The organism is Dyadobacter sp. (genome assembly GCF_051859145.1).
In the GTDB taxonomy this organism is placed as follows: domain Bacteria; phylum Bacteroidota; class Bacteroidia; order Cytophagales; family Spirosomataceae; genus Dyadobacter.
Window position 1 is genome coordinate 1 of the sequence record NZ_JBHYGF010000211.1, and the last position, 5,513, is coordinate 5,513.

A 5,513-nucleotide genomic window follows, 5' to 3' on the forward strand; every position below is an offset into this window, starting at 1 on the left:
GGAGTTGTTTGAAGCAGTTCCTATGAACTCCATCACCGCGTCGTCTGCCGCATCCTTCATGTAAATACCTGAGGTGTAAACCGCCTCAATACCGGGCTTCGAAATGTCCGGAAGCTTGGAAGAAATGCGCATATAGTAGCGCAGCAAAAGTGTATTTGCAAACTTCTGCCACTTCTGCGTATTCCCATCGAAATAGACATCATAGCCTGATGCGTAAGTACCTGCATCGCCCGTAGCAAACATGGCAGAAGCGGTTTTCAAATCTTCAATTACGCCTTTGTAAATAACTTCCTGGCTATCGAATTGAGGGAGCATCTGGCCTTCATCGCCTTTGAGTGCATTGGTGTAAGGCGCGTCGCCCCAGAGATCGGCGATTGTGCCGAAAATGAAGGATTTCATCGTCAGCGCTACTGCCTGGTGGAACTTCGAATTAGTCTCAACGGCTCTTTTGTAAAGCAGGTTATTGTTACGCAGGAAACCATACCACGCTGTCCATTCATTATCTTCTTCCGACCAGTCGTAGTCATTAAAACCATTTTTCCATGCATCTTCCTGTGTATGCTGAACTACGCCCGCAATGCGGCCGAATCCCAATCCAAGGTACTGATTGGCGACACCCGCCATCACAGTCGGCATAAGCAGGTTTGGATTCGCGCTGTTCGGATCTACGCCATTCGGGTTTTTATTGATTTCCGTCAGCGACTCGTTACAGGAAGTCACCGCCAGCAGCATTAGGATAAATGCTATTTGAGGAATGTATTTAAAAATCTTCATCGCTTTATGATTAAGTATGAATAAGCGTTTGCGCCTTAAAAGTCAAAATTGAGCTTAAACCCGAATGGAATAGTCCAGGGCATTACGTTCTGGCGCTCGATACCCTGGCGGAAGCCGCCTTTGTTAGGATCAGCCCAGAATGCTCTTTCAGGATCGATACCGATATTCGCAGCTGTCCACAACATGATATTTCTTGTGTAAACAGAAAGGTTCGCATTGCGGATTGTACCAAAAAGCACCGGGATTTTATAGTTTAACGTGATCTCTCTCAATTTCACAAAAGAGGCGTCGAAGGTAACCTGCTGGTTAAAGCTCCACGGATACATGTTGGTGATCGGTAAAGTTTTGGTACCCGGGCCGCCCAGCCATTCGTGATAGTTACCGTCTTTGTCCTGCCAAACACCCGGAATAAATGCACCATCGCCATCTTCACCAAAACCTCCGGTGGCGGCTGTATGCCCACCGACTCTCGGGAAGTTTCCGTTTTTAGGAATGATGTATTTTTCAGGATCCGATTTCAGCAGGGCGACCAGTTCATCAGGACTGTACAGGCTTCCCGGGATCAGGTTGTCGATCTGGCGTTGTGATTTCCAGTCGGATTCTCCATAACGATAAGTAAAAGACATAAACTCTCCACCCTGGCGCCAGTCAAAGCTCAGACCAAGTGAGAATCTCTTATATGAAAGTGTTGCTTGCGCACCTACGAGAAAGTCTGGATTGTAGTTACCAACCTTCACATTGTTTTCGCGGCCGCCGAGACTTTGCCAGTCCATATCACCTTTACCTTCTTCATCGTAGGCAATAATCGGCCAGCGGTAGTAAGGTGAATGTCTGTCACTGTTGCAAAACCACGGCTGTAAATATTACCGATCTGCTCACCTACATAGGTATAAGCCCCTGCTCCATTTTCACCCCATTGCTCAAAATAGGGGAAGTTGGGAGCAAGTTCTTTTACAGTGACGCGGTTGCGGCTGAAATTGGCATTCATATCAAGGCTCCATCCATTCCGGTTGTTGATAGGTGTTCCACCCAATCCGATTTCCCAACCGCGGCTCACCAGTTTTCCTGCATTGATATTCTTGCTGGCATAACCTGTGGAAGGCGCCATCGGTACACTGAAAATCTGGTTGGTATTGGCGCGATCGTAATAGGTAAGGTCAAAACGCAGCCGGTTATCAAACAAATTGAAATCAACACCACCTTCCACAGAAGTTGCTATCTCGGGCAACAAGGTTGGGTTCAGCAGCACATCACCCAGATTGGCAGTTACCAGATCTCCCCAGTTACCGGTACCAAGATTTGGATACAGCTGATAAGGATCTGTATCATTACCCACCTGCGCCCAGCCTCCGCGGAGTTTGAACAGAGATACATAGGAAGGCAGATTGAATGTAGTACTCGCCAGCCAGCTCAGAGAAGCAGAAGGATAGAAGTAAGACCTGTTTGTCTCAGGCAATGTACTCGACCAGTCATTGCGGGCAGTCAAATCCAGGTACAGCTGGTTTTTAAACCCGATCGAAGCCAGTGCATACAAACTGTAAATCGCCTTTTTAAAGCTTCCGTTTCCTACCACCCGGTTTCCGACGGGAATGTTGGAGATATTATATAATCCCGGAACCGACAAGTCACGACCGCCCAGGTTTGAGCTGTTGCCGTGCTGCTTCATGATGTTACCACCACCTGAAACGTTCACATCCAGACCACCGGCCTTAATATTTTTGGTAATCAAAAAGTCTGCATTGCTTTCATTGCGACCGATGTTTTCGAGGTAGTAACCGCCCTTCGCCATGCTTTTGTAGCTCCAAGGAATTTTGGTTTCGCGGTCTTCATCGTACATATCGTGTGAGTAGCGAACAAATGCGGTTAAGCCGGGTGCGATGGTCCAGTCCAGCTTCAAATTTCCATATATACGGTCACGGGTATACGCATTGGTCAGGTACTTGGCAAGAAAGTAAGGGTTGTCGGTTTCACCTTTCGCAACTGTAAGCTGCTCTATCTGCTCCAATCCGGGTTTCCAAACACCTTTCAGATCATTGATATCATAGCTCGAAGAATAGTATACTGCCTGTAACGGGTTTCCGTCGCGCTCGGAAGTCTGCGGCCGGCTGTTTGAATTAGATCTTACAAAATTGACATTGGTACTCAATTTCAGGTTCTTGTGCATATCGAAAGTTCCTGCCACTGACAACGAATTACGGTAAAGGTCCGAGTTCGGGATCAGGCCGCGGTTGCTCATGTTGTTGTAAGAAACGCGGTAGGTCGATTTATCTGTTGAACCCGAAACAGTCAGGTTATTTGTTGAAGTAATCCCCGTTTGCAGGAAGTTCTTCATATTGTCTTTGTGCGATTTCAGCTCGGTCGGGATCGGCTGTCCGTTGGCATCCAGCGGACTATTCCACTGTACTTCCTTGATTCCCTGGTCGAGCGGCAAGCCTCCCCAGTAAGCAGAAGATTCGTCAAGCTGGAAAGGTCTTTCCCCATTCGCATATTTGTAATGCAGGTCGAGGTAGCGGTAAGGTTTTTCGAAAACATTGGAAGTTGAAAAAGAAACCCCCAAACCTTTGCCTTTCTTTCCTGACTTGGTCGTGATCAAAATTACCCCGTTACCTGCTCGTGAACCATAAAGTGCTGCTGCACTGGGCCCTTTCAATACCGACATACTTTCGATATCGTCCGGATTGATATCAGAGATCGCATTACCGTAATCGACTTTGTTACCACTTCCTTTCTCACTTACATTGGCGAGACTGTTGGCAAGCGGAACACCGTCCACCACAAAAAGCGGCTGGTTGTTTTTCAATGAAGCCGCGCCCCTGATAACAATGCTGATCGACGACCCGATACCGCTCGTCTGGTTGATAGAAACACCTGAAACGCGTCCTGAGAGTGAGGTAAGTACGTTTTCATTGGCTACATTAGCAATATCTTTGGCTGCCACTTTACCTACGTTATAGCCCAGGGAGCGCACATCTCTTTTAAGACCAAGCGCCGTAGTTACAACTGCTTCCTGCAGCGTAGCGACGTTTTCTTCCAATACTACATCCATCACACTCTTTCCCTGTACCTCCATTTCAATGGTATTAAAACCAATGTAAGAGAATACGAGAACTACATTGCTTCCGTCGGCATCAATGGAGTAAGTACCGGCCGCGTCCGTGGTGGTACCTATTTGTGTGCCTTTGATCAGTACGTTCACACCCGGCAGCGGCGCTCCGTCTACTGCGGAAGTTACTTTACCCCTGATCCTGGCTACTGATAAATCATTTTCAATTTTCACGATCCCGGCTGCAAATGCGGAGATGTCCGTTCCGGAGAAGAAGAGCAGAGCGAGCATACATCGTGCCGCCATTTTCAAAGTCGCTTTCGGTTTCATAGTAACAAGTTGGTAGTAGTTAAAAACATAGGTTGCGTTTTGTTAAAAATCATTTTTCCTGCTTTTGCCCCTCTTTCAGGAGCTGGTTGAAATAGGCTTCCAAAACATCCGAGTACGCTTGCTGCTGCTCTTCGCTCGTAATGCCGGCGAGCAGCTCAGAAAGCTCTTCCCCTGAAAGCTTGTTGCTGATGAGCTTTTCTATCAATGTTTCCGCCCGGGAAAGTGACATGGTTTTTGGCTTGTTATGTATGTCAAGGATACTGGCGAGGCCGGGGAATGGACTACTGATTATGCCAGGTATTTTTTGGAGCGTAAAAGTGTGTCAATGGCCTATTTTCAATCATTTTTCACCATATTCAAGGAAAGTATCGTTTCTTTACGGAAACCCGGTTGTGAAGAATGAATTCTGTCAAAAGCTGTATTTCTTTTATTTTTCTTCTACTCACTTACACACAAGCAACTTATTCACAAGAGGTTGTGCCCGACAGTACCGGCACGATCGTGATTGGGGAAGTAAGTGTGGAGGGAAACCATAAGACACGCACCGGCATTATTCTGCGTGAAATGGCGATCAAACCGGGCGATACCATTCCGGCAGCACTGCTGAAAGAAAAGCTGGAAATCGACAGGCGCAAGGTGATCAACACCAACCTGTTCATTACCGTCGAGCTGCTTGCCAAGCCCAATCCCGATTCGCTCCGCACAGATATCCTGATCCTGGTCAAAGAACGATGGTACCTCATTGCATTGCCGGTGTTCCAGCTGGCCGACCGTAATTTCAATGAATGGTGGTACGAACGCAAGCGCGACCTTTCCCGAACAACTTACGGGGCTTATTTCAGCTACGGAAATGTGACCGGCCGCGCGGATAAGCTTCGTCTTCTGGCAGAGTTCGGCTTTATTCCCAAGTTTGAAATTGCCTACACCCTGCCTTACCTGGACAAGGCCCAAAAAACCGGCATAACAATAGGTACCTCATTTTCAATCAACAAAACAACGGCATACAGGACCTGGCGCGACAAGCTGCAGTACCTCAACAGCGAGGATGTGAACCGCAGGCGCTTTTACACTTACGTCAGCCTCACCCGCCGCAACAAATACTACGCATTCCATTCGGTAGATCTCAGATGGAGCCAGTCCAGGATTTCGGATACGATCGCGATTTTGAACCCGAACTACATGCTTGATGGCAGAAAGCGGCAGCAATACGTGCAGCTTACCTACACTTTCAGCTACGATAAGCGCGATAATGTACAATATGCATTGCAGGGACAAAGCTTTTCGGCACAGATCTCGAAACTCGGTATCCTGCCAGGAGACGATGTAAACACGCTTTATTTTTACGGTTTATACAGGAAATACGTCC

5 protein-coding genes are annotated in these 5,513 nt (G+C 47.5%); 1 reads left to right on the top strand and 4 read right to left on the bottom strand.

Annotated elements, in window-relative coordinates:
* The 4 genes from ACTIE6_RS13260 to ACTIE6_RS13275 form a co-directional block, all read right to left on the bottom strand.
* Positions 1 to 774: SusD/RagB family nutrient-binding outer membrane lipoprotein (locus tag ACTIE6_RS13260; RefSeq protein WP_439557093.1), on the bottom strand; the 774-nt coding region annotated here is incomplete at its 3' end.
* Between the two features lie 35 nt (positions 775 to 809).
* The gene (locus tag ACTIE6_RS13265; RefSeq protein WP_439557094.1) at positions 810 to 1,547 is read right to left on the bottom strand and encodes a hypothetical protein; all 738 of its coding nucleotides are present in this window, start codon (positions 1,545 to 1,547) and stop codon (positions 810 to 812) included.
* The gene (locus ACTIE6_RS13270; RefSeq protein ID WP_439557095.1) at positions 1,508 to 4,147 is read right to left on the bottom strand and encodes a SusC/RagA family TonB-linked outer membrane protein; all 2,640 of its coding nucleotides are present in this window, start codon (positions 4,145 to 4,147) and stop codon (positions 1,508 to 1,510) included. Before ACTIE6_RS13270 ends, ACTIE6_RS13265 begins: the two co-directional genes overlap by 40 nt.
* Positions 4,148 to 4,196: 49 nt before the next feature.
* Entirely contained in the window at positions 4,197 to 4,376 is a 180-nt protein-coding gene (locus ACTIE6_RS13275; protein WP_439557096.1) for a hypothetical protein, read from the bottom strand.
* Positions 4,377 to 4,546: 170 nt separating this feature from the next.
* Between ACTIE6_RS13275 and ACTIE6_RS13280 the strand changes: the two genes are divergently transcribed.
* A partial coding sequence (locus tag ACTIE6_RS13280) for a BamA/TamA family outer membrane protein (protein ID WP_439557097.1) occupies positions 4,547 to 5,513 on the top strand: 967 nt, incomplete at its 3' end.

Bases quoted from the DNA above. Each gene is read 5' to 3' on its own strand.
- ACTIE6_RS13265 (WP_439557094.1), bottom strand. From the start codon at position 1,547: ATGGACTGGCAAAGTCTCGGCGGCCGCGAAAACAATGTGAAGGTTGGT.
- ACTIE6_RS13270 (WP_439557095.1), bottom strand. From the start codon at position 4,147: ATGAAACCGAAAGCGACTTTGAAAATGGCGGCACGATGTATGCTCGCT.
- ACTIE6_RS13275 (WP_439557096.1), bottom strand. From the start codon at position 4,376: ATGTCACTTTCCCGGGCGGAAACATTGATAGAAAAGCTCATCAGCAAC.